Annotated in this window: 21 protein-coding genes; 8 read left to right on the forward strand and 13 right to left on the reverse strand. The window is 54.7% G+C overall.

Annotation, left to right across the window (positions count from 1 at the left end; translation table 11 throughout):
* Window positions 1-38: 38 nt before the first annotated feature.
* From thyA to rppH, 4 genes are all read right to left on the reverse strand, one after another.
* Window positions 39-833: a thymidylate synthase gene (gene thyA / locus IV433_RS20530; RefSeq protein ID WP_195815743.1), complete on the reverse strand. Its 795-nt coding sequence runs from the start codon at window positions 831-833 to the stop codon at window positions 39-41.
* Window positions 834-839: 6 nt separating this feature from the next.
* Complete coding sequence (lgt, locus tag IV433_RS20535) at window positions 840-1,709, reverse strand: prolipoprotein diacylglyceryl transferase (RefSeq protein ID WP_152325434.1); 870 nt, start codon at window positions 1,707-1,709, stop codon at window positions 840-842.
* A 182-nt stretch (window positions 1,710-1,891) separates the two neighbouring features.
* The gene (ptsP, locus tag IV433_RS20540; RefSeq protein WP_195815742.1) at window positions 1,892-4,138 is read right to left on the reverse strand and encodes a phosphoenolpyruvate--protein phosphotransferase; all 2,247 of its coding nucleotides are present in this window, start codon (window positions 4,136-4,138) and stop codon (window positions 1,892-1,894) included.
* An 11-nt stretch (window positions 4,139-4,149) separates the two neighbouring features.
* The gene (rppH, locus tag IV433_RS20545) at window positions 4,150-4,677 is read right to left on the reverse strand and encodes an RNA pyrophosphohydrolase (RefSeq protein WP_101079247.1); all 528 of its coding nucleotides are present in this window, start codon (window positions 4,675-4,677) and stop codon (window positions 4,150-4,152) included.
* 695 nt (window positions 4,678-5,372) lie between these two features.
* Here rppH and mutH point away from each other — a divergent pair.
* The 3 genes from mutH (at window position 5,373) to IV433_RS20560 (ending at window position 7,613) form a co-directional block, all read left to right on the forward strand.
* Window positions 5,373-6,059: a DNA mismatch repair endonuclease MutH gene (mutH, locus tag IV433_RS20550; RefSeq protein WP_195815741.1), complete on the forward strand. Its 687-nt coding sequence runs from the start codon at window positions 5,373-5,375 to the stop codon at window positions 6,057-6,059.
* Between the two features lie 124 nt (window positions 6,060-6,183).
* On the forward strand, window positions 6,184-6,402 hold the full coding sequence (locus tag IV433_RS20555) for a YgdI/YgdR family lipoprotein (RefSeq protein WP_195815782.1): 219 nt from the start codon (window positions 6,184-6,186) through the stop codon (window positions 6,400-6,402).
* 170 nt (window positions 6,403-6,572) lie between these two features.
* Window positions 6,573-7,613 (forward strand): NADP(H)-dependent aldo-keto reductase, encoded by a 1,041-nt coding sequence (locus IV433_RS20560; RefSeq protein ID WP_195815740.1) that lies wholly within the window; start codon window positions 6,573-6,575, stop codon window positions 7,611-7,613.
* 76 nt (window positions 7,614-7,689) lie between these two features.
* On the opposite strand, the gene lplT is transcribed toward IV433_RS20560, so the two are convergent.
* The 3 genes from lplT to IV433_RS20575 form a co-directional block, all read right to left on the reverse strand.
* On the reverse strand, window positions 7,690-8,898 hold the full coding sequence (lplT, locus tag IV433_RS20565) for a lysophospholipid transporter LplT (protein WP_195815739.1): 1,209 nt from the start codon (window positions 8,896-8,898) through the stop codon (window positions 7,690-7,692).
* Window positions 8,895-11,060: a bifunctional acyl-ACP--phospholipid O-acyltransferase/long-chain-fatty-acid--ACP ligase gene (gene aas, locus IV433_RS20570; RefSeq protein WP_195815738.1), complete on the reverse strand. Its 2,166-nt coding sequence runs from the start codon at window positions 11,058-11,060 to the stop codon at window positions 8,895-8,897. The genes lplT and aas overlap by 4 nt, the downstream gene beginning before the upstream one ends.
* 325 nt (window positions 11,061-11,385) lie before the next feature.
* The gene (locus IV433_RS20575; protein ID WP_195815737.1) at window positions 11,386-13,656 is read right to left on the reverse strand and encodes a molybdopterin guanine dinucleotide-containing S/N-oxide reductase; all 2,271 of its coding nucleotides are present in this window, start codon (window positions 13,654-13,656) and stop codon (window positions 11,386-11,388) included.
* Window positions 13,657-13,907: 251 nt separating this feature from the next.
* On the opposite strand from IV433_RS20575, the gene galR reads away from it, so the two are divergent.
* Window positions 13,908-14,912 carry an HTH-type transcriptional regulator GalR gene (gene galR / locus IV433_RS20580; protein ID WP_152325427.1) on the forward strand — a complete coding sequence of 335 codons (1,005 nt, stop codon included), beginning with the start codon at window positions 13,908-13,910 and terminating at the stop codon, window positions 14,910-14,912.
* Here galR and IV433_RS20585 read toward each other — a convergent pair.
* The 5 genes from IV433_RS20585 to IV433_RS20605 all read right to left on the reverse strand — a co-directional run bounded on the left by IV433_RS20585 (window position 14,909) and on the right by IV433_RS20605 (window position 19,338).
* A complete protein-coding gene (locus IV433_RS20585; protein ID WP_195815736.1) occupies window positions 14,909-15,358 on the reverse strand; it encodes a GNAT family N-acetyltransferase in 450 nt (149 codons plus the stop codon). The genes galR and IV433_RS20585 overlap by 4 nt on opposite strands.
* A 2-nt stretch (window positions 15,359-15,360) precedes the next feature.
* Window positions 15,361-16,134 (reverse strand): FCD domain-containing protein, encoded by a 774-nt coding sequence (locus IV433_RS20590; RefSeq protein ID WP_152325445.1) that lies wholly within the window; start codon window positions 16,132-16,134, stop codon window positions 15,361-15,363.
* Window positions 16,135-16,203: 69 nt separating this feature from the next.
* Window positions 16,204-16,521 (reverse strand): PTS sugar transporter subunit IIB, encoded by a 318-nt coding sequence (locus tag IV433_RS20595; RefSeq protein ID WP_101079257.1) that lies wholly within the window; start codon window positions 16,519-16,521, stop codon window positions 16,204-16,206.
* 14 nt (window positions 16,522-16,535) lie between these two features.
* Window positions 16,536-17,972: a glycoside hydrolase family 1 protein gene (locus tag IV433_RS20600; protein WP_195815735.1), complete on the reverse strand. Its 1,437-nt coding sequence runs from the start codon at window positions 17,970-17,972 to the stop codon at window positions 16,536-16,538.
* 22 nt (window positions 17,973-17,994) lie between these two features.
* Complete coding sequence (locus IV433_RS20605; protein ID WP_101079259.1) at window positions 17,995-19,338, reverse strand: PTS sugar transporter subunit IIC; 1,344 nt, start codon at window positions 19,336-19,338, stop codon at window positions 17,995-17,997.
* A 278-nt stretch (window positions 19,339-19,616) separates the two neighbouring features.
* On the opposite strand from IV433_RS20605, the gene IV433_RS20610 reads away from it, so the two are divergent.
* Window positions 19,617-19,937, forward strand: coding sequence for a PTS lactose/cellobiose transporter subunit IIA (locus IV433_RS20610; protein WP_101079260.1), 321 nt, complete (start codon window positions 19,617-19,619; stop codon window positions 19,935-19,937).
* A gap of 39 nt (window positions 19,938-19,976) precedes the next feature.
* On the opposite strand, the gene lysA is transcribed toward IV433_RS20610, so the two are convergent.
* Window positions 19,977-21,236 carry a diaminopimelate decarboxylase gene (lysA, locus tag IV433_RS20615; protein WP_195815734.1) on the reverse strand — a complete coding sequence of 420 codons (1,260 nt, stop codon included), beginning with the start codon at window positions 21,234-21,236 and terminating at the stop codon, window positions 19,977-19,979.
* Window positions 21,237-21,371: 135 nt separating this feature from the next.
* Between lysA and IV433_RS20620 the strand changes: the two genes are divergently transcribed.
* From IV433_RS20620 to IV433_RS20630, 3 genes are all read left to right on the forward strand, one after another.
* Complete coding sequence (locus IV433_RS20620; protein WP_195815733.1) at window positions 21,372-22,301, forward strand: LysR family transcriptional regulator; 930 nt, start codon at window positions 21,372-21,374, stop codon at window positions 22,299-22,301.
* A gap of 67 nt (window positions 22,302-22,368) precedes the next feature.
* The gene (locus IV433_RS20625) at window positions 22,369-23,223 is read left to right on the forward strand and encodes a ChaN family lipoprotein (protein ID WP_195815732.1); all 855 of its coding nucleotides are present in this window, start codon (window positions 22,369-22,371) and stop codon (window positions 23,221-23,223) included.
* A 128-nt stretch (window positions 23,224-23,351) separates the two neighbouring features.
* Window positions 23,352-24,182: an energy transducer TonB gene (locus IV433_RS20630; protein WP_195815731.1), complete on the forward strand. Its 831-nt coding sequence runs from the start codon at window positions 23,352-23,354 to the stop codon at window positions 24,180-24,182.
* Window positions 24,183-24,226: the final 44 nt, after the last annotated feature.

A 24,226-nucleotide genomic window follows, 5' to 3' on the forward strand; every position in this document is an offset into this window, starting at 1 on the left:
CCGCCTGACCAGAGTGGCAGGCGGCAAACAGCGAAGGATCAGACAGCGACGGGCGCTTTGATTGCCGGGTGCGGATCGTACCCTTCAATCTCAAAATCTTCGAAGTTGTAATCAAACAGGGAGGCAGGTTTGCGCTTGATAATCAGTTTAGGCAACGCGCGTGGCTCACGGCTCAGTTGCAAATGCGTCTGTTCCATGTGGTTGCTGTACAGGTGAGTATCGCCACCGGTCCAGACAAAATCGCCCACTTCAAGGTCGCATTGTTGCGCCATCATGTGAACCAGCAATGCATAGCTGGCGATATTGAATGGCAGGCCGAGGAAGATATCGCATGAGCGCTGATACAGCTGGCAGGACAATTTGCCGTCCGCCACATAGAACTGGAAGAAGGCGTGGCACGGCGCCAGCGCCATCTGATCCAGCTCACCCACGTTCCAGGCCGAAACAATGATACGGCGGGAATTAGGGTCCTGTTTCAGTTGCTTAATCACATTCGACAACTGGTCAACTTGCGTGCCATCAGCCGCACCCCATGCACGCCACTGTTTGCCGTACACAGGGCCGAGGTCACCATTTTCATCTGCCCACTCGTCCCAGATGCTGACGTTGTTTTCACGCAGATAGGCGATATTAGTTTTGCCTTTCAGGAACCACAGAAGTTCATGAATGATGGAGCGCAGATGGCATTTTTTCGTGGTGACCAGCGGGAAGCCTTCCTGCAAATTGAAACGCATCTGATGACCAAAAATCGACAACGTGCCAGTACCGGTACGGTCGGCTTTAGGGGTGCCCTCATCGAGCACTTTCTGCATTAAATCCAGATACTGTTTCATGTTACCTCACGACAATTGTTTCTGCGGACGGCGATATGCCCAGACCATCATAATCAGGCCAATGACCACCATCGGGATGGACAGAACCTGCCCCATACTGATGATCCCATCGAACAGGCCCAGCTGCGCATCCGGCTGGCGGAAATGTTCGACGATGATGCGGAATAAGCCGTAGCCAATCAGGAACAAGCCTGATACCGCGCCCATCGGGCGTGATTTGCGAATAAATACGTTCAGAATGATGAACAATACGATGCCTTCCAGCAGCAGTTCATACAACTGCGAAGGATGGCGCGGCAGTACACCGTACTGGTTAAGCAGCGGCTGCCATTTCGGGTCTGCGGCGGCAATTGCGATATCTTCCTGACGTGAGCCGGGGAACAGCATCGCCCAAGGCACATCGGTGGTCACACGACCCCAGAGTTCGCCATTGATGAAGTTGCCCAGACGTCCTGCACCCAGACCAAACGGGATCAGCGGAGCAATAAAATCGGAAACCTGGAAGAAATTACGCTTGGTACGGCGTGCGAAAATCAGCATCACGACGATCACACCAATCAGGCCACCGTGGAAGGACATACCGCCGTCCCACACTTTGAAGAGATACAGAGGGTTATCGAGGAACAGTGGCAGGTTGTAGAAGAAGACATAACCGATACGGCCACCGAGGAAGACACCGAGGAAACCGGCATAGAGTAAATTCTCTACTTCCTCTTTTTTCCAGCCGCTGCCTGGCTTGTTGGCACGGCGTACCGCCAGCCACATTGCAAAGACAAAACCGACCAGATACATCAGTCCGTACCAGTGAAGAGATACCGGCCCGATGGAGAAAATCACCGGGTCAAACTGGGGAAACGCCAGATAGCTGTTGCTCATCTATCACCACAAATTGTTTATCATTATCGCCCGGTTAAGGGCCAGCAGGGTGCGAATAGTAGCATAGCCGGGAGGTTTTCCGGGGCTAAGCCGCTGGAAAAGTTCTGTAAAAAATCATCTCATCGTTCGCCGGAATGCGGCCAGAGCAGAAGTCACGCGGTACGGCGTACCGCGTAAGGTGTTTATTTACCGCCGCGAATCAGGCCGCCCAGCCCGCGTCGCTCCATAAATGCCGCCGTCATATGGCGGACATCCGTGGTGAAATGCGCCTGTAAAACGCGGCTGGCCAGCTCTTCGGCATCGTGTAATTCAATACGGCGGAGCAGATATTTTATACGCGCCACGCTGCGGCCATTCATGCTGAGATTGCGGAACCCCATGCCGGTCAGCAGCAGCGCACCCATCGGGTCACCGGCCATTTCACCGCACAAGCTGACATCCAGCCCGGCGGCTTCTGCGCTGGTAACAATCTGCTTAAGCACACGCAGCATCGCCGGATGCAGGCTGTCGTAAAGCCCGGCGACGCGGGTGTTGTTGCGATCGACGGCCAGGAGATATTGCGTTAAATCGTTGGTGCCCACGGAGATAAACTCCACTCTTCCGGCCAGAGCCGGCAGCATGAAGATCATCGAAGGCACTTCAATCATGACGCCCAGACGCGTCGGCGGCAGCTCATAACCCAGCTGTTCTTCCACTTCACGTCCGGCGCGGTCAATCAGGCGTCGAGCTTCATCAATCTCTTCGAGGCTGGTGACCATCGGCAGCAGAATACCCAGATTGCCGGTCGCCGCGTTGGCGCGCAGCATGGCGCGAACCTGAATCAGGAAAATCTCAGGCTGATCGAGCGTGATGCGAATTCCACGCCAGCCCAGACACGGGTTTTCTTCGCTGATCGGCATATACGGCAGTTGTTTGTCAGAGCCGATATCCAGCGTGCGCAGCGTCACCGATTTTTGCGGGAATAATTGCAGCATGCCCTGATACTGCGCGACCTGTTCTTCTTCGGAAGGGAAGCCGCTTTGCAGCATGAACGGAATTTCCGTGCGGTATAACCCGACACCGTCAACGCGGCTGCCAAACAGTTTTTCGTGGTCAGCGCTAAGCCCGGCGTTGAGCATAACCTGTACCCGCTCGCCGCTTTTCAGCGCAGCCGGTTGCTCAACATCATCTTCGGCTTTCTGGCTCAGCTCCATTTCTTCGCTGATGAGACGTTTGTATTCCGTCACCAGAACGGCTTCCGGGTCAATCAGCAGTTCGCCACGGTAACCATCTACAATCAGCTGACGCTGGCTCAGCAGCGCGGGCTGAATATCCGCGCCCATAATGGTTGGCACGCCCATCGCACGGACTAAAATTGCGGCATGCGAGTTCGCTGCACCGTCGCGGACGACGACCCCCGCCAGCCGGTCTTGCGGAACTTCCGCCAGCAATGTCGCTGTCAGTTCATCGGCGACCAGAATGAAACGTTCCGGCCACTGAGTATTGCCCTGGATGGTATCGTCGAGATGAAACACCAGCCGCTGGCCGAGTGCGCGTAAATCGCTGCCGCGCTCACGCAGATAGGTATCCTGGAGGCTGGCAAACTGAGCCGCAAATTCTTCAACAACCTTTTTGACCGCCCATTCCGCCACTGCGCCCTGATCAATCTGCGCAAACAGTTCGCGTTTGAGACGCGCATCATTGAGTAAGTGGGAATAGAGGTCGAAAATTGCCGCGCTTTCTTTCTGCGCGCTGGCCGTGAACCGTTTACTGAAACGGCGGAATTCTGCACCGGCATCTTCCAGTGCGCGGGTCAGCCGCTCGCGTTCGCGAACGGTGTCCAGCGTGGACGCCATGTAGACATGCTCAAGCGAAGGTTGCGAGCTGTCCTGCCAGCCGATCCCAATCGCCACACCGGGCGATGCGGCCAGTGCCCGCACGCGGGTCTGACGAAAACGTCCGTAAAGAACATTAAGCTGTGCCTGGGAAAGGATTGCCGCCAGCTGCGTTGCCAGCGTAACCATAAAGGACTCTTCACTTTCATCAAACTGGCGATGCTCGCGCTGCTGAATAACCAGCACGCCCAGCAGCTGACGACGGTGAATGATCGGCACGCCTAAGAAGGATCGGAAAAGATCTTCTTTTACGGCAGGGATATATTTGAAACTCGGGTGGCTCTGCGCATCGGCAAGGTTGATGGGTTCAGCCAGACGCCCGACCAGACCCACGATCCCCTGATCAAACGCCAGGGTAATAGTTCGCCCGCGAGGTTTTTTCAAACCTCGCGTCGCCATCAGATAGTAACAACGGCGGTCATTGTCAGCGAGATAGACGGAACACACTTCGGTGTCCATCGCCAGGCAGATTTCGTTGACCAGTACGTCCAGCGCATCATTCAGGCTGGACGCCATTGCTACCTTTTCAACAATTTCTCGCAAACGCGTGAGCATTTCTTCGTGACTTAGCCTCTTTTACGACGATAAGCGGGTGATGTCTTTGGAAGAGAGACTTCCTGCATCGGCATAATGGTGGTGGAAAACTCCTTCATTACACGACGGTAAACATCACGTTTAAATGACACCACCTGACGAACCGGATACCAGAAACTCACCCAACGCCAGCCATCAAATTCAGGCGTGCTGCTGCGCTGCATATTGATATCCGCATCGTTGCACATCAGTTGCAGCAAGAACCATTTTTGCTTTTGGCCGATACAAACCGGCTTTGTGTCCCAACGCACCAAACGTTTTGGCAATTTATAACGTAACCAGTTACGGGTCGAAGCCAGAATACGTACATCTTTACGGCCAAGCCCCACTTCCTCAAACAGCTCGCGGTACATGGCCTGCTCAGCGGTTTCACCGGGGTTTATGCCCCCCTGTGGAAACTGCCAGGAGTGCTGACCGTATCGTCTGGCCCATAACACCTGACCCTGCTTGTCACAGATTACGATACCAACATTCGGGCGGTAGCCATCATCATCGATCACCGGACTACCTCAATAGCTTAAAATCATAGATGTTCTGATTGTTTCATACTACCAACAGGCGGTAAACCACTGGTTAACGCCGATCGGCATGAATAAAAATGGGATAACTCACAGTTATAACCAAAGTTATAAACAGATTTGGGAAAACACCCGCGATTTTATTCACTTTTTCTGTGGATAGATATGTGAAGAACTTCAGAGTAAGCAGGGTAAAACTCTTCTGAACTTATTTTCCCGCAAAAAATGAAAACCAATAAAACACTTAAAAAACATAAAATTGAAGGCCGATAAACACGTTATCCCACGTTATAAAATGAGAGCCAAATCACATTGGAAAGTGATCTGGCGAAAGATCGACCAATGACGTTTTTATCCACAGCGATCGACTAAAAGTTGACGTTGCCGGGGCAAAAATTGGATAAAACCCCATACGTCAAGCCTGTAAATCGAACCAGTGATCGGATAAACCTGAGGTTATCCAAGAAATCTGTGGATAACTAGGTGGAAGATCCTGTTTATTGTCGCCTTCAACAGGTGATCAACCTAATCTTTAGCCTGCAAAATCCGCCGGAATGCGGAAAAAAAACTAAGATAAATCATGCTATTATTCCGCCGCCGCGCAGGTATAACTTTTTATTCACTGCGCCGGATGAAAGCAGTACGAAATTTAATCTATTGAATGAGCATTGTTTTTTATGTCGATTCCTTTACCTGCAACACAACCGCCCCGCGACGAAAACGCGCTGCTGCAACGCGCGCAATCTCTTGCGGGTCATACATTAGGCGAACTGGCCGCACGCGCAGGTTTGCCAATTCCGGCGAATCTGAAACGTGAAAAAGGCTGGGTCGGCATGTTGCTGGAAGTGTATCTCGGTGCCATCGCGGGCAGTAAACCCGAGCAGGATTTTGCCGATATCGGCATTGAGCTGAAAACGATCCCGGTCGATTCCCGGGGGAAACCGCTGGAAACCACTTTCGTGTGCGTCGCCCCGCTAACCGGAAACAGCGGCGTGACGTGGGAAAGCAGCCATGTACGGCACAAACTGGCCCGCGTGCTGTGGATCCCTGTAGAAGGCGAACGTCAGATCCCGCTGGCAGAACGGCATATCGGTGCACCTTTGCTGTGGCAACCGTCGCAGGAAGAAGATGAACAGCTGCGTCAGGACTGGGAAGAGCTGATGGATTTAATCGTGCTCGGCAAAGTTGAAAGCATAACGGCCCGTCACGGTGAATACCTGCAACTGCGCCCGAAAGCCGCGAACAGTAAGGCGCTGACAGAAGCTATCGGCGAGTTCGGACAGCCGATCCTGACACTTCCCCGCGGCTTTTATCTTAAGAAGCGTTTCACCGGCGCGCTGCTGTCCCGCCACTTTCTGCTTTGAATACCGAAATTTATAAAATTTCACACACCTTTTCTGCCACTTTGGATTCCTTTTGCTACGCTAGACTGTAGATCATTTCCCATAACGAAAAATCTTCGACGTAACCAAAGGAATAACAACGATGATGAAGAAAACTTTGATGCTGACCGGTGCTGCACTTGTGGTTTTTGGCCTCTCAGGCTGCGCCAGCGACTACGTGATTTCCACCAAAGACGGCAATATGATCCTGACCGACGGCAAACCGGAACTGGATAAATCCACCGGCCTGCTCAGCTACACCGATGAACAGGGCAATAAGCGTCAGATCAACAACGATAACGTCAGCCAGGTCATGAAACGCTAAGCACCGCGCCCCACCCCATCCTGCCTGATGCGGTAACGCGGGTAGCCATACGTGCCACCCGCGTTATTGCAGGATAGTTGCCCCCTTCCCCCTTGTTCCAGCCTTGTATATAGTCAGTAAAGGCGCTTTTTCGTTAGGCTGACATTCTCAGATAGAAAGGAAGACCGGCAATGCAATATCACCGTATACCCCACAGTTCTTTAGAAGTGAGCTTACTGGGACTTGGCACCATGACTTTTGGTGAACAGAACAGCGAAGCCGACGCCCATCAGCAACTGGATTACGCCGTTGCGGCGGGCATCAACCTGATTGATACCGCAGAAATGTACCCCGTTCCGCCGCGTCCTGAAACTCAGGGGCTGACGGAAAGCTATATTGGCAGCTGGCTGAAAGCCCGCGGCAACCGCGAGAAGATCATTCTGGCGAGTAAAGTCGCCGGTCCTTCGCGCGGCAACGACAATTCCATCCGTCCGGGCCAGATGCTGGATCGCAAAAATATCCGCGCGGCGCTGGATGCCAGCCTGAAACGTCTGAATACGGATTATCTGGACTTATATCAGTTGCACTGGCCGCAGCGTCAGACCAATTTCTTTGGCAAACTGAGCTATCAGTACACGCAGGATCAGTCTCCGGTCACGCTGCTGGAAACGCTGGAAGCGCTGAACGAGCAGGTGCGCGCCGGTAAAATCCGCTACATCGGTGTTTCCAACGAAACGCCATGGGGCGTGATGCGTTATCTGCAACTGGCCGAGAAACACGATCTGCCGCGCATTGTTTCCATTCAAAACCCGTACAGCCTGCTCAACCGCAGCTTTGAAATCGGTCTGGCAGAAATCAGCCAGTTCGAAGGCGTCGAATTGCTGGCGTACTCGAGCCTGGCGTTCGGTACCCTGAGCGGGAAATACCTGAACGGCGCGAAACCGGCGAATGCCCGTAATACGCTGTTCAGCCGCTTCACCCGTTATTCCTCACCGCAGTCAGAAGCGGCGATCGCGGAATATGTGGCGCTGGCGAAAAAACACAATCTGGATCCTTCGCAGATGGCTCTGGCCTTCGTGCGCCAGCAACCGTTTGTCGCCAGCACGCTGCTGGGCGCGACCACGCTGGAACAACTGAAGATCAATATCGACAGTCAGGACCTGACGCTTGAAGGCGATATTCTGGTTGAGCTGGAAGAAATCCACAAACGCTTCACCATTCCGGCGCCGTAACAAACGCCGTATCACAGCCATTAAAAAAGGGCGCTCAGCGCCCTTTTGTTTTTGCGGAATTGCTATAAAAACAGCATTACGCCAGACGGCGTTTCTGCATATTCTTCCAGATCCACAGCGCGGTAATCGCCAGCGCAAACACCACGCCGAAGCCGATACCAATCGCCACGACCGGCGCACCCGCCATCACCACCAGCGAATACAAACCCAGCATCAGCAACATCGCCGTGTTCTCGCCGAGGTTCTGCACCGCAATCGCATTACCGGCACCGACGGAAATTTTACCGCGATGCTGTAGCAGTGCGTTCAGCGGGACCACGAAGAAACCACCGAGGATCCCGACAACCACCAGCACAATATACGAACTCAGCATGCTGGTTTGCAGGGCGAACACGACGACCGCGATCCCGATCGCCACACCCGCAGGCAGACAGCGTTTCACTGTTTCCAGACGGATGAGTTTCGCCGCCGCACCGGCACCAAACACAATCCCGATGGCGACCATCGCATTCAGAAGTGTCGGCGTTTTGTTATCAGTAATACCGAGTGCCACCGGCACCCACAGCACCAGCAGGAAACGCAGCGTCACGCCCGCGCCCCAGAACAGGCTGGTACCGACCAGCGAAAAGCGGGTTTCGCCGTCCTGCCACAAGGTTTTGCAGGCAGAGAAAAACGTCCGCGTCATTTTGGCCGGGTTCCAGGATTGCCCCGGACGCGCCGGTGTCAGCCTGGGAATAAACCAGTTCGCCGCGACCGCCGCGCCATACGCCAGCACGCAGATGCCGAGCGCCGCCAGAATGCTCCAGTCAGCCAGCGCGCCACCTGCCACCGACCCGAGAAGGATCGCAGCAATGGTCGAGGCTTCCATCATGCCGTTGGCTTTCACCAGCTGCTCGCCGCTGGCGATTTCACCCAGAATGCCGTATTTGGCCGGTGAATACGCCGCCGCGCCAATCCCTACCAGCGTATAGCCGAGGAACGGGTTCAGCCCGGCACAAATCACCGCCGCCCCGCCGAGTTTGAGCAGGTTGGCAACCATCATCACGCGGCCTTTCGAGAAGCTGTCCGCGAACTGCCCGACGAACGGCGCAAGAATGATATAGGTCGCGACAAACGCCATCTGCAAAACCGGCTGGCTCCAGTCGGGATACAGCTGTTGTTTGATCAGTGCCAGCGCGGCAAACAGCAGCGCGTTATCGCCAAACGCAGACAGAAACTGCGCGACGATCACCGCCGTCATGCTTTTCGACATCAGCGGCGCTGCCGCCATAGAAGGTTGGCTCATGCCTCACTCTCCGGGTTTTCTGCCATCTGGCGCAGGGTGACAAAATCAGGTTTACCGCTGCCCAGCAACGGCAAGGCTTTAATCACACGAATATCACGCGGCACCGCAAGTTCCGGCAGCCCCAGCTCGCGGGCGGCTTTGCTCAGGGCATCACGGCGTAATTCCGGGTCGGTGGTAAACAGCACCAATGCTTCGCCTTTGCTGCTGTCGCTGCGGGACGTCGCTGCATGTTGTTTATCCGGTGAAGCTTTGATGGCAAGTTGCTCGACGCTTTCCAGCGACACCATTTCACCGGCCAGCTTGGCAAAACGCTTCACGCGGCCACGAATGGCGCAGAAACCTTTGTCATCCAGCGTGACGATATCGCCGGTGTCATACCAGCCAGCCTGCATTTCGCCGTCGGCATTTTCGGCCTGCGGCGCTTCCAGTACGCCCGGATTTTCAACGCGCAGATAGCCTTTCATGATATTCGGGCCACGCAGTTGCAGGCGTCCGCCCTCTTCAATGCCCGGCACTTTAATCAGACGTGATTCCATTCCCGGCAGAATCTGACCGACGGTATTCACTTTCGCGGCCATCGGCACGTTAATCGCCACCACCGGCGCGCATTCGGTCACGCCATAACCTTCGAGAATGCGGATACCGAATTTGTTCTGCCAGATTTCCTTAGTACTTTCCGCCAGTTTTTCAGCGCCAGCAACGACATAGCGCAAGCGGGCAAAATCATAAGGATGTGCAAAGCGGGCATAGTTGCCGAGGAAGGTGGACGTACCAAACAACACGTTGCAGTTCTGATCGTAGACCAGCTCCGGCACGATGCGGTAATGCAGCGGGCTCGGATACAGGAACACGCGCGCGCCAGTCATGATCGGCGTTAACAGACCGACGGTCAGCCCGAACGCATGGAACAGCGGCAGGGAGGACATAAAACGGTCGCGCGGGGTGAAATCCGCCACGGTACGGATTTGCTCGACGTTCGCCAGCAGGCTCGCATGGGAATGGACCACGCCTTTCGGATTGCCTTCGGAGCCGGAGGTAAACAGCACCAGCGCGGCATCGTCAGGTTGCTGTGGCAACATCGCGCGACGCGGGACAATCAGGTGGAGCAGGATCCACAGTTTGTCCTGTAACGTGACGGTATCTTTTAAATCTTCCAGATACACCCAGTTGGCTTCCGGGACATTCTCCGGCAGATGCGTCAGTTTGCCTTTTTCGAGGAACTGGCGGGACGTAATAATGGTTTTGATTTGCGCCGCTTTCATGGCGCTTTGCAACCCTTTCGCGCCGGCAGTGTAATTGAGCAATGCCGGAATACGGTTGCGCATAGACGCGCCAAACAGCGCCGCCGCCATGATCGTGGCATTCGGCAGCAGCATCCCGACGTGTTCCCCTTCGCGGGTAAACCGTTGCAGGATACGGCTGACGCCGAGAGATTTTTTCAGCAGGCCCTGATAAGAATCTTCCTTGAAAGAAACATCGGCGATGCAGGGTTTGCGGCGGCCATAGCGGGTTTGCGCCGACAGGAACGCCTGATACAACGTTTCCGGCTCGCGGGTTTCCATGCGCGCCTGCATCATCACTTTATGCAATTGCTCACCGGCCAGCACGCGGCGGTCGCGGGAACGCGCGGCTTCCGGCATCGGGATCGTCACCGGCGGCAAAACGTTGATCGTCACTTTCGGGAACCAGCGGATTTTGAAACTGCCGAACAGGCGACCAAACGGCGTAAATTCTGCGCCGTCAATGCGGATCGGGATCACCGTGGCCTGTGACTTCGCCGCCACAAAGGCCGCGCCGTCGTAAATTTTCATTAATGAACCGGTAACCGTAATACGCCCTTCCGGGAAAACTACCACCGGACGCCCCTTCTCCACTTCGCGGATCAGGTGCTTAATCGCCATCGGTTTGGTCGGGTCCAGCGGCATGAAGTCCACGTACGGCTTCAGCCAGCGCATAAACCAGGTATCAGTAATGTTGGAATACACCGCAAACACCGGTTTGACCGGCAGGAAAAGCACCAGCAGCATGCCGTCTATAAAAGAAACATGGTTGGGCGTGAGCAGTAAACGCGGGTAATTAAATGAGGATTTCGCCGGCGTGACCGTCACCCGGAACGCTATGCGGAACAGCCACCTGAACGCGGCGAAAAGAAAGTTATACATGTTTGCCATCTCCTTATGTGTCATCCCTGATCTTGAAAGAAAAAGGTTGGGGAAACAGCATACTATAAGCGGCGGAAGAATCACGACAGTCAGATGAGAGTTTAGGAGGAGCCTGATGAGGTTGTCAGGTTTTAGGCAAAAAAAAACCTACGCATCCGCGTAGGTTGGTGCAAATTTAATCGGTATCAACATGCAGAGCACGTTGATGATTCACCAATCAATACCTCTGGGACGTTCAATTTAGCGGATTTGCACGATCCTCAGCCAGCACGCAATCGAAACATAATTCCGCAAAGTGTAACCAGTGGTGAAAATAGCCCCGATTTTAGTCATTTAATGCGGATTGTGAGACTTCCACCAGGCAACTCATCGCATTCGGCCCTTGCGTTAAACGCGACGTGCCGATGTCCAGCGTCAGCACGTTCGGATTTCCCGCCTGCTCGGTTTCCTGCCATTTGCCGCCAAAGCCCGGATCAAACCAGGCACCGGTGGACATCAGCACCACGCCGCGCGTAATGCCGTCATTGAACGAAACCCCGGCCAGACAGCTGCCGCGCGCGTTATGCACTTTCACCCGGTCGCCGTCGTTCAGCTGGCGGCTGGCCGCGTCTTCAGGGTGCATAAACAGCGTTTCTTTCCCGGCCGTTTTGTTCGACTGCGCCAGCGGCGACTGATCGAGCTGGCTGTGCAACCGGTCTTTCGGCTGGATGGAAATCAGATGCAGCGGCCACTCTTTGGCCGTTTCTGCGCCCAGCCACTCCACCGGCGGCTGCCATTCCGGGTGCGGGGCGAAATCTTCGTAACCGTATCCGGCGATGGTTTCGGAGAACAATTCGATTTTTCCACTGTGTGTGCCCAGCGGATTCGCACGCGGGCTTTTGCGGAACTCCTCAAAGAACACGTAATCTTTTTCCGGCGTCGGCAATTCAACAAAACCGCGTTCCCAGAACGTTTCAAAGTCCGGCCATTCCACGCCGGTGCCTTTCTGCGCTTCACCGCACTGACGGTAAATATGGCGCAGCCACTGATCTTCGTTGCGCCCCTGCGTGAACTGTTCGCGGTAACCGAGACGGTCGGCAATATCGGCGAAGATATCAAAGTCGTTACGCGCCTGATGCTGCGGCGCGACGGCCTGATGCATCGCCAGCACGAAACGGTCACGCGAAGAACCGCCGATATCATTACGCTCAAGCGAGGTGGTCGCGGGCAGCACGATGTCGGCCATCTGCGCAGCGGGCGTCCAGACGTTATCCTGCACGATCACGGTGTCCGGTTTATGCCAGCCTTCGACCAGACGGTTAAGCTGCTGATGGTGATGGAACGGATTACCGCCCGCCCAGTGGACCAGATGAATGTCCGGATAATTCAGGGTCTCGCCCTGGAATTCGTACGGCTGACCGGGGTTGAGCAACATGTCGCTGATGCGCGCCACAGGAATCGACAAACCAGAAGGATTCGGCCCGGCGCTGACGGCAGGCCCAGGCGTGTCAAAACGCGGATTGCCGACGCTGTTCATCGAACCGTGACCAAACGAGAAACCGCCGCCCGGCAAACCGACCTGCCCCAGCATGGCGGAAATGGCGATCATCATCCAGTACGGCTGTTCGCCGCGATGGGCGCGCTGCACGGAATAAGAACAGGTGATAAAGCTGCGGACGCCCGTCAGATCGTCAGCCAGCCGTGCAATACGTTCAGCCGGAACGCCGGTAATGTGGCTCGCCCACTCCGGCGTTTTCGCCACGCCGTCGGTATCACCGCGCAGATACGCCGCAAGCTGCGGATAACCCACGCAGTGGCTGGCCAGAAACGCATCGTCCTGTGCGTCTTTGCGCTGAATTTCATAGGCGATCGCCATCATCAGCGCCGCGTCAGTGTTCGGGCGGATCGGGATCCACTCGGCATTCACAAACGCCGGGCAGTCATCGCGCATCGGGCTGATGTTAATCACCCGCGTGCCTTTTTTCGCCAGCTGTTCCAGCGCCGGTTTCAGCGTATGTTCCACCGCGCCGCCGGACGCCACTTGTGCGTTTTTCAGCGCCAGACCGCCGAAGGCCAGCAGGATTTCCGCGTGTTCCACCACGCTCGGCCACGACGTGACGCGCCCGGTCAGTGGCGTAAATGTGCCAATCACATACGGCAGGAAAAACTGCGCCGAGCCCCAGCTGTAATTGCCCTGCTGATCCACACCACCGCCGCCGGTGAAATAAAAACGGCGCACCAGCGAACGGGCATGGTGTAAACGCCCCGCAGAAGACCAGCCGTAAGAGCCGTTGAAAATCCCGGATGCGCCATAGCGGTCGCGCACGCGTTTGTTCTCTTCAGCCACCAGATCCAGCGCCAGATCCCAGTCCACTTCGACAAAATCTTCACGCCCGCGCAGCGAGCGGTCGCTGTTTTCGCGTTTTTTCAGCCAGGAACGGCGCACCGCCGGTTTGCGGATGCGTTTTTCCGAATACACCAGCGGCGCAATCGAATCGAGTAAAGGCGAAGGGTCAGCATCGGCGGAATAAGGCTCGCAGCGGATCAGGCGGCCATCTTCCACCACGGCGGTATACGCGCCCCAGTGAGCCAGTTGCGGGTAACGTTTTATCGACATTTTTTCTTTTTCTCAGCGCGGGTGAATAGCCTTAAAAATAACATTCGCGCCGTTCTCAGTTCAAAGAACAAATCATCTTAATCAAACCCATTTCGGCCCTTTCAGGCTGCGATTTCCGTTAAAGACGGCATTCTTTTCCCGTTACATGCGTCTTGCATCGAAAAGTTGCGATCGACATCCTTGCAGCCACTGGTCTTTTCCGCAAAACTGGGCAGTGTAAACGATTACCCTCACGGAATAGCGGAAGAGTTATGGCAACGATTAAGGATGTAGCAAAACTGGCAGGCGTATCGGTTGCGACCGTTTCACGCGTGATAAATCATTCCCCGAAAGCCAGTGAAAGCTCGCGGGAAGCCGTACAGAACGCCATGCAGCATCTGCAATATCATCCGAATGCCAACGCCCGCGCCCTTGCACAGCAGGCCACCGAAACGCTGGGCCTGATTGTGGCCGACGTGTCCGATCCATTTTTTGGCGCGATGGTAAAAGCCGTCGAACAGGTGGCGTATGCGACCGGCAATTTCCTGCTGATTGGTAACGGTTATCACAATGTGGAAAAAGAGCGTCAGGCCATCGAACAGCTGATCCGTCACCGCTGTGCGGCGCTGGTGGTTCACGCCAAAATGCTGCCGGAAGATGAACTGACCAGCCTGATGCAGCAAATTCCCGGCATGGTGCTGATCAACCGCACGCTGCCCGGTTTCGAGGAGCGCTGCATTGCGCTTGATGACCGCTACGGTTCCTGGCTGGCAACCCGCCATCTGATTCAGGCCGGGCATCAGCGCATCGCCATTTTGTGTTCCAACCACGGCATTTCCGATGCCAGCGACCGTCTTCAGGGCTACATTGACGCGCTGACCGAACACAATATTCCTGTCGATGACAAACTGATTGCCTACGCCGAACCCGATGAAATCGGCGGCGAAAAAGCGATGGCGGACTTACTGGGATTAGGTAAAAGCTTTACCGCCGTGACCTGCTACAACGACCCGATGGCCGCCGGTGCGCTTTCGGTATTAAGCGATAACAGCATTGATGTGCCGGGGGAAATTTCTCTTATCGGGTTTGATGACGTGCTGATTTCGCGCTATCTGCGCCCGCGTCTGACCACGGTGCGTTATCCGGTTGTCGCGATGGCGAATCAGGCTGCGCAGCTGGCGTTAGCGCTGGCAAACGGCCAGCCGTTGCCCGAAACCACGCACATGTTCAGCCCGACGCTGGTGCGCCGTCACTCGGTGAGTTCTCCGGGGAATTAAAGAAATTGCTGGTAAACGCGGACGGGTTTGTCAGGGTAATCCAGCGCATCGCCGATGTATTTCCAGCCAAACCGTTCGTAGTAGCCGGTAAATTCAGCGTAGAGATAGAGTTCGGAAAAGCCGCTGCGGCGGCTGTGTTCCAGCACGAAAGCCTGCAATTCCCACCCTAACCCGCGCGACCTGAAACCTTCATCAACGTACAGCGCCGCCAGCCACGGGGTGAGATCCTGACGGCTGATTAAATCGCAGCGCCATAACCCGACCGTTCCCGCCAGCGTTTCGCCTTCAAGCGCGATAAAGGTTTGTGGCAAATCCGCACCGCGCAGGCTGCTTTGCACGACGCTTTCAAAAAACGCCCGGCTGTTTTCACTGCCAAACGCTTTCCACAGCCAGTCCGTGACGGTTTCCTGAAACTCCGGGCGTTCGCTGAGATTGATGATCTTCATACTCAGACCAGTTTCCCCTGAAAAATCGGCACAGATTCAAACAGATAACCGTCGAACTCCGGCGCATCAACGTCAGAAAGTTCCATCAGCGTGTTCTTCACATTTTCCATGTGCTGCCACATGGCCTGATACGAACCCATCACGTCGCGGCGGCGCAGTGCGGCCAAAATATTCTGATGATCAGCCAGCCATTTCAGCCGGTAACCGCGCGTGGCGATGTGGCTGTGTAATTGCTTCCAGAGCGGGCTGGAGTCGCGATGCATCCAGATATTTTTGACGGAATCGAGCAGCATCTGGTTCTGCGTGGCACCGGCGATCAGCAGGTGAAAAAGCCGGTCGTTATCGCCACTTTCGTCGTTGGCGACAATTGCGATTTGTTCCTGCTCCAGCGTGCGGCGCAGGTTTTCGATATCTGCCTTGGTCGCCATTTTGGCGGCAAACGCGGCAATGTTACTTTCGAGCAACTGCCGCGCCTGTAAAATTTCAAACGGGCCAATCTGCCCCTGATACATCAGCTCGTCTTCGCCCTCTTCCTGCGACGGAATGCGGATCACGTAAACGCCGGAGCCCTGACGAATATCCACCGTGCCTTCGAGTTCCAGCATCAGCAGGGCTTCGCGCACGATAGTCCGGCTGACGCCGTAGGTTTCAGCCATATTTCGTTCAGGCGGCAGGCGGGAACCCACAGCGAAATGCCCCTGCTTGATTTGCTCGCGCAGGTCATGCCCGATTTCCTGATACTGCTTTCTGTCCTGCGAAACCACACCTTTATCCACACTTTCACCCTGATGCAAAGACTGACAAATTGGCTCCAAAGACAGAGCCAATGGACCTACGCTGAAGGGTCAGTGTATCAAACTTAATGCCTGATCCAGCACTTTGGCGCCGTTCAGGGTTCCGTATGCCACCATGTCGATCACGGCGATGGGAATGTTGTGTTCATCCGTCAGCTTTTTATTTTCCGCCAGTTTGAACCTCACCTGCGGCCCTAACAGCACGACCTGAATGTCACGTCCGTAGGCCTCGAGTTCGTCGCGCAGATTATTTTCCGGGATGGCGTAGATCTTAAATTCCAGCCCGCGGGCGGCGGCTTCTTTTTCCATTTTGGTGACCACAAGGGAAGTGGACATCCCTGCCGAACAAGCTAAAACGAGTCGTTTCATAATGTTTCCTCGGGTTATTTATCTTCATCGTCCAGTGTTAAAGACAACACACCACTTTCACTCAGCGATTTAAACCAGTGAGATGATTTCTTCTGACGGCGATCACGGTTGTTATCAAGATCAATCTCGATCAGCCCGTAACGGTTTTTAAACGCATTCATCGGCGAGACGTTATCGGTAAAAGCCCAGAGCATATATCCCCGGCAATGTGCACCGTCTTCCCGCGCCTTTAATGTCCAGTAAAGATGTTCGGCAATAAATTCAATACGATAATCGTCCTGAATTTCCCCGCTGCTGGCATCACGGAACTGGCCTTCATTTTCAATGCCCATTCCGTTCTCAGCAATAAACCACGGAATATTTCCGTATTCCGTTTTAATGCGCATTGCAAAGTCATAAACAATTTTCGGGTAAATTTCCCAGCCACGGGATTTATTCATCCGTCGGCCCGGCAGTTCAAAATGTTCGTAGTAAAACGCGGGATGGAATGGCGTCTCTTTATTCCATTCGCGGGACGGCGCTTTAACACGGTGCGGGTAATACAAATTAATGCCCACCTCGTCCACCGTGTTATTACGGATAATCGCCAGTTCCTGCTCTGAATAATCAAATTGCACGTCGTGCTTTTGCAGCAAATCGAGCAATTCCTGCGGGTATTCGCCTTTAATCATCGGGTCTAAAAATACGCGGTTATAGAATAAATCGTATAAATGCGCCGCCTTCTGATCGTGCGCCGCCGCTGAACGGGCGTACGTCACTTCCGGGTTTAAAATCACGCCCATCGTGCCGTGCGAACCGTAACCTTTACGGTGAAACAACTCGACGACTCTGGCGGTTGCCAGCACTTTGTGGTGATTCCACTGCATCCATTTACCGGTGTTTTGCTCGAACGGCCAGCGGATTGCGTCCAGATAGACGCGCGTTTGCACCACTACCGGCTCGTTGAAAGTGAACCAGCGGCTGACCTTTCCGGCGAAGCGCTCAAGCACTTTTTCCGCGTACAGGACAAACAGTTCAACGACTTTTTTCGAACTCCAGCCGTCATATTTTTCAAGCAGATACGCCGGTAATTCGTAATGTTCGAGGCACAGCATCGGCTCAATGCCGTTGCGCTTCATCTCATCGAGCAGATTGCCGATGTACGCCGCATATTCTTCATCGACGGTGCCCAGCTCATAGTCAGTCAGAAATCGCGACCAGTTGACCGAGGTGCGGTAATGGCTCAGTCCGCTGGCTTTCATCAGCGCCACGTCCTCCTTGTAGCGGTTGATGAAATCGGTGGCTTTCGCCGGGCCGTAGCCGTTGTGCCAGACGTGGCGGTTGTTTTTGTACCAGAGATCCAGATACGAATCCTGCCCGTCCTTTTTGCCACTCCAGCCTTCGGTTTGCCACGCGGAAGCCGCCGCACCGAGAATAAATCCGTCAGGAAGGGTGATTGAAACCTTGCTCATAATTTTCCTCGTTGTCCCGAATTCAGGCCGTCGCAGCGCGTTTTTGCTGCTGCGCAATAGCATCAATCTGCGCCTGTTCTGCGCGGCGCGAAGCCACTTTGACGAACGGCAGATAAATCAGCACTGCCACCACGATGCAGCCAATTTGGGTAATCACCGCGCCCATCGAACCGGCGGTCGACAGCCAGGCGTTGATGATCGGCGGCGTGGTCCACGGCACCATCACCACGGCACGTCCGGCAAAACCCAGGCTGGTCGCGAAATACCCGATAGTGCCGGTGATGAGCGGCGTGATGATGAACGGGATCGCAAGAATCGGATTGAGCATGATCGGCATGCCGAAAATCACCGGTTCATTGATGTTGAAAAAGCCCGGCCCCATGGATAATTTGGCGATTTCGCGCATTTCTTTGCGGCGCGTTCCCAGCATGACCGCCAGCAAAAGCCCGATAGTGCAGCCGGAACCGCCGATGCTCATGTACACATCCCAGAACGGCATGGTGATGATGTTCGGCACTTCATGTCCCTGCTCGAACGCCGTCATATTCACCATGATCGCGCCCAGCAGCAGCGGCTCACGGATGGGTTTGATCATCTGATTGCCGTGAATACCAATGACCCAGAACAGTTGCGCGACAAACATCAGCAGCAGAATGCCCGGCAGGCTTTGCATCACCGATTCCAGCGGACGCTGGATCACCTGATACACCGCGTCGTACAAATACATGCCGGTCACGCGATGGAAAACGAAGCCGAATGTGGCGACGATAACCACGGTAATGATCGCGGGGATCAGTGCGGAGAACGATGCAGAAACGTTCGGCGGCACACTTTCCGGCATTTTAATGCGCAGGCCGTTTACCTTTTCCAGGCGGGAATATATTTCCACCGAGAGAATGGCAATAAACATGCCGAGGAACAGGCTTTTGGTGTCGGAGAATTGTTTCGCCAGCACGTCTTTCACTTCCTGCATCTGGCCGTTGACCATCATATCGACGGTCGTCGGCGTGACGGCAATAAAACAAATCACCGCCAGCAGGCCGGGAAATAACGAACGCGAGCCGTTAATTTTGCCCAGTTCAATACCAATTAAAAATACCGCGCCGATAGTCAGGAAACTCAGCGTGGCGTAGTTAATACTGCTCATAATCGGTTTGAGCGTCGCCAGCCAGGAGAACATTTCAAAGTGGGCTAATCCGTTTTTCGGATCCATCACCATATTTGAAATTAAAACTGAGAATGCCCCCACGATAATGACCGGCATTAACGTGATAAAAGAAGCCTTAATAGCCATGATGTATCTGAGGCTATTAAAAGTATTCGCGAATCCCCCGAGAGAATCGATAAAACGGTCTTTCAGTGACATGACACCACCTCTTTTAATATTGTGTTTTGCTTTACAGGTGTTTGTTTCGCATTGACCTTTTGACGTATCAGAGGATAAAGGTTGAGTGCGAATATAAAGTCAGATTCCGGTTCTGAGAGAAATTCCGTCCATCTTTTTGGTGATTGTTGTCTTAATGTGGCATGCCAAAAAATAGCGGAATACGAATTAATTTCTGTGACAGCGTTCTCACATGTGAATATTGGAATTCCAATATGATGAATTCACCCCTTTCTGGTATACCAATTTTGGAGATGTCGATGGAATTCGATCTGGAACAAACGGTAATGGAGTTATTGATCAACGCCGGGGAAGCGCGTTCTAACGCGATGATGGCGATTCAGCACGCCCGCAAAAAGGAATGGGAGCAGGCCGATGCCATGCTGAAAGCTTCAGACGATGCGGCGCGCGTCGCGCACAAAGTGCAGACGCAGCTGATCGGGCTGGATGAAGGCGTGGGGAAAATACCGGTCAATCTGATTATGGTGCATTCGCAGGATCATCTGATGACCGCCATGCTGTGCCGCGAACTGGCCGAAGAAATCGTGTTACTGCGCAAAGAGATGTTTGAGAAGGCGTGAGTCCGGCATCTCCCCCTTAGCAGGGGGAGATGCTAAAAATTATAACTCTAAGGCAATCAGTTCATCTACCGTCTGACGGCGGCGAATCAACCGCGGAACACCATTTTCAAACAGCACTTCCGGCAGCAGCGGACGGGTGTTGTAGTTGGAAGACATCGATGCACCGTATGCGCCGGTATCGTGGAACACAAGATAATCGCCGATCTGCACCGGTGGCAGCGGGAAGGTTTCAACGCCGCCGCCTGCCTGCTGGGTAAATACGTCGCCGGATTCACACAAAGGCCCGGCAATCACGGATTCCGTCAGCGGCTGACCGCTGAGGTCGCGGTTATCTGCCGGTAACAGTGAAATATGGTGATAACTGCCGTACATCGCCGGACGCATCAGATCGTTAAACCCGGCGTCGCACAACACGAAATGGCGGCTGCCCATGTTTTTCGCCGCGCGGATTTGCGCCACCAGCACGCCGGATTCCGCCACCAGGAAACGCCCCGGTTCGATTTCCAGTTTCACTTCATGCCCGAGGTGTGCCGCAATCTGCTCACGCGCACGGTTCCACAGACCAAAATAGTGGCCGGTATCGATAGATTCTTCGTCAAAATGATACGGAATCGACAACCCGCCGCCAGCTGAAATCGCTTCAATATCTTGTCCGGTTTCAATGACCTGGCGAACCATCGCATCACAAACCTGCTCAAGATGGCCGTAATCCACGCCCGAACCAATGTGCATATGAATACCCACCAGTTTCAGGCCGTAACGGGCAATTTCAGCCAGCGCCTGCGGTAAATCGGCATGCCAGATCCCGTGTTTGCTGTTCTCACCGCCGGTATTGGTTTTCTGGCTGTGACCGTGGCCGAAGCCCGGATTCACGCGCAGCCATACCGGATGCCCGGCTTTGTGCTGACCAATCTGGCTGAGCATATCAATGGAACCGGCGTTCACCGGAATATCCAGCGCCGTTACGCGTTCCAGCGTCGGCTGATCCAGCACATCGGCGGTGAACACGATTTCACTGTTTTCACGCCCCGGAATAAAACCGGCCACCAGCGCACGTTCTATTTCGCCCAGCGATACCGAATCCACCTTCACGCCCTGCTCACGCATCAGGCGAAGAATATGAATATTCGAACAGGCTTTTTGCGCAAAGCGGATCACATCAAATTCACGTAACTGTGCAATACGTTGCTTAATGATTTCAGCGTCATACGCCCAGACCGGGCAACCAAATTGTTGCACAAGCGCCAGCAAATTCGCGGCGTTAAGTGCAGTGGACGTATCGTTCAGGGCGCGTGGCATAAGATTTTCCGTCAGATGAAGGCTGTCATATTTCGTTCAGTATGACGGCTGATGAAGCGCCGATAAAATATCTATTTCAGGCTAGTCTATTCATTTATGATATGGCTAAATACCTTGCCGGAATGCAATAAACTCATGCCCGCTCTCTCCCTGCGCCACATCGAAATCTTTCATGCCGTGATGACCACCGGCAACCTGACCGAAGCCGCCGCACTGCTCAATACTTCACAGCCAACGGTTAGCCGCGAGCTGGCGCGCTGTGAAAAGCTGCTGGATCTCCAGTTATTTGAGCGTCTGCGCGGGCGTTTATACCCGACGGTGCAGGGTTTGCGGCTGTTTGAAGAAGTGCAGCGATCGTATTACGGGCTGGACCGGATCATCAGCGCAGCGGAAGGGATCCGCCAGTTTGAGCAGGCGCAGTTGTCGATCGCCTGTCTGCCGGTTTTCAGCCAGTCGCTGTTACCGGCGGTCTGTAAACCGTTTCTCGACAAGTATCCTGACGTCAGTTTTAACATCGTGCCGCAGGAATCGCCGCTGCTGGAAGAGTGGCTGTCGGCGCAGCGTCATGATCTGGGGCTGACGGAAAACACTCAGACGCCCGCCGGCACTGAACGGCAGACGCTGCTGACGCTCAACGAAGTTTGCGTGCTGCCCGCAGGCCATCCGCTGGCGGCGAAAAAGTGCCTGACACCGCAGGATTTCAGCGGCCTGAACTTTATCAGTTTGTCGGCCACCGACAGCTACCGGCAGTTACTGGATACGCTGTTCGCCGAGCAGCAGGTTACCCGGCGGCTGGTGATGGAAACACACAGCGCCGCCTCGGTATGCAGCATGGTGCGCGAAGGTGCGGGCGTGTCGGTGGTCAATCCGCTGACGGCGCTGGATTATGCCGAACGCGACCACGGCGTGGTGATCCGCGAATTCAGCGTCGCCGTGCCGTTTACCGTCAGCCTGATCAAACCGCTGCACCGCCCCGCTTCCGCGCTGGTCACGACATTTACCGAACATTGTCATCAGCAGGCACAACGGTTCGCAGAACGCCTCGAGGTGGTCGTCGGCGGCTGATCTTGTAAATGATAATCATTATCCATAACATGCGGGCACTGTCCCGCTATGGAAAATGAGGATCACAATGAAAAAGCTGTTACTTCTGGCCACACTTGCACTGACCTCCTGCTCGACCGCACCGCACAATACCGCCGTTCCCGCTACCGCGCCTTCAGGCCAGATTCAGGATTTACGCACCGGAAAAACGCTGACGCCGGATCAGCTGCTCCGCCAGCTTGCCGCCGCACCAAGGGTCATCGTCGGCGAAAAACATGACAACCCCGCGCATCATCAGATTGAAAACTGGCTGGTTCAGCGCCTGCCGGAGATCCGCCCGCAAGGCAGCGTGCTGATGGAAATGCTGACGCCGGATCAGCAGCCGAAAGTCGATCAGGTAAAAGCCTGGCTGCAAACCGGCGCGGAAGCGCGGCCTGCCCGGGTTACAGAGCTGATTAACTGGCAGAAAAGCTGGGACTGGTCGATGTACAGCGATGTGGTGATGACCGCGATGAAAGCGCCATATCCGCTGCTTTCCGCCAATCTGAATCGCAGTGAAATCATGGCATTTTACGAAAAACCCGTCTTCCCGGCGGGCGTTCACGCGGCAGATCCGCATGTTCGTGATGCCATCAGCGACACCATCCGCACTTCTCATCAGCAAAATATCGATGCAAAGCAGTTACACGCGATGCTCGCCATTCAGCAACAACGCGACCGCCGCATGGCTGAGCGTCTGCTGGCCGCGCCTGCGCCCGCATTGCTGATTGCCGGGGGCTATCACGCTGGAAAAAGTATCGGCGTGCCGGTGCATATTCAGGATCTGGATCCTCAGGCGTCTGTCGCCGTTCTGATACTGGCCGAAAAAGGCGTGGTGATTGATAAATCACAGGCCGATTTTGTCTGGACGACGGCAGCCGCGGCGGCGAAATCTGCGCCCTGATAACCATTAAATCATTGTGTCTACTGAAATTAAATTGTGGAGGAATCGAAAGTTTCTTGTTAAGACCCATTACAAATGATTACTATTATCAAATAATATTGAATCTCATTATCATTTTAATGGACTAAATGACGACTTACTCTCCTTCCGGATCTCCGGCTGCTGCGGCGTTTATCTTCCGTCCTCAGCGCCGGAGCCTCGGGCTTCTCTTATCAGTGACGATTCACGTCGCGCTGGCCGCATTTTTCCTGTGGTCCGCGCCCGTACCGTCACCTGTCGAGCTGCCGCCGCCCGCCGTCATGCTGACGTTCTCCGCTGATATCGAAAATAACCAACTGACTAAACCGCTGCCGGTAGGCATTGTGCAGGCGGTGGATTCGGCTGCGTCCAGCCAGCAGGAAGCCGTGCAGCAGCAACAAAAAAACATCACGCCGCCGGTCGATGAAAGCGCGGAAATCAAACTGGTTCAGCAGCATAAGAAACCGAAAGAACAGCAAAAGCGCCCGAAACCGGTACAGAAAACACAGGAGCGCTCGCAGGATCAAACCCGCGCTTCCGCTGCCAGTGCCGCCGCGCCACCGGCAACCGCAAGCCTTTCCGACAAAATCGCCGCACCGATGAACAGCGATTCCACGCAGTCCGCCAGCGCGAAAGTGACATGGGAAACCCGGGTGAAGGTGCAGCTTAACCGCCTGAAAAAATATCCGCAGGATGCGATTGCGCGCCACCGGACGGGCGTCGCGCAGGTGGCGTTTGTCGTGGATGCGCGGGGAGAAATTATCAGCAGCCGCCTGCTGAAATCTTCCGGCACGATGTCGATGGATCGCGAAGCGCTGGCTGTTTTGCAACGCGCCAGCCCGCTGCCGCCACCGCCGGGCGATATGCTGAAAGCCGGACAAGTGCCGGTCAGTATGCCGCTGGAATTCACGCTCAGCGACGGCGGCAGCCGGAAGTCGTAAAACCAAACGGTTAATACCTTTATTCCTGAGTTTTTCAGGGAATA

Source organism: Rahnella laticis, from assembly GCF_015644585.1.
In the GTDB taxonomy this organism is placed as follows: domain Bacteria; phylum Pseudomonadota; class Gammaproteobacteria; order Enterobacterales; family Enterobacteriaceae; genus Rahnella; species Rahnella laticis.